This is a genomic window from Lactobacillus nasalidis (assembly GCF_016587775.1).
In the GTDB taxonomy this organism is placed as follows: Bacteria; Bacillota; Bacilli; order Lactobacillales; family Lactobacillaceae; genus Lactobacillus; species Lactobacillus nasalidis.
Genome location: NZ_BOCG01000108.1, coordinates 1 through 443, shown reverse-complemented (window position 1 = coordinate 443; position 443 = coordinate 1). Strand labels below are relative to the sequence as shown.

Here is a 443-nt window from a genome sequence, read left to right as displayed (position 1 = left end):
CGAACCGATGACCTCCTGCTTGCAAAGCAGGTGCTCTCCCAGCTGAGCTATGCCCCCGTAAATATCAACTTTTAAGATGTTACTCCATCTTGCCCGAAATGTAAAGAGCAATCTTCACATTTCAATGGGCCTGGATGGACTTGAACCATCGACCTCACGCTTATCAAGCGTGCGCTCTAACCAGCTGAGCTACAGGCCCAAGTTCTTATTGTTGGTACTCTCAAAACTGAACAAAGTTTCTTTGCAGTGTGCTTCCGTAACTCACAATCTTCTCTTAGTGTTGCCACTCTCCGACTGTGTGTCTTTCCTTAGAAAGGAGGTGATCCAGCCGCAGGTTCTCCTACGGCTACCTTGTTACGACTTCACCCCAGTCATCTGCCCTGCCTTAGGCGGCTGACTCCTAAATGGTTATCCCACCGACTTTGGGCATTGCAGACTTCCAT

1 tRNA gene and 1 rRNA gene are annotated in these 443 nt (G+C 49.0%); both read right to left on the bottom strand.

Annotation, left to right across the window (positions count from 1 at the left end):
• Positions 1–125: 125 nt before the first annotated feature.
• Positions 126–199: transfer RNA gene (locus lacNas_RS01605), tRNA-Ile, on the bottom strand.
• A gap of 113 nt (positions 200–312) precedes the next feature.
• A 16S ribosomal RNA gene (locus tag lacNas_RS01600) occupies positions 313–443 on the bottom strand; the annotation flags it as partial.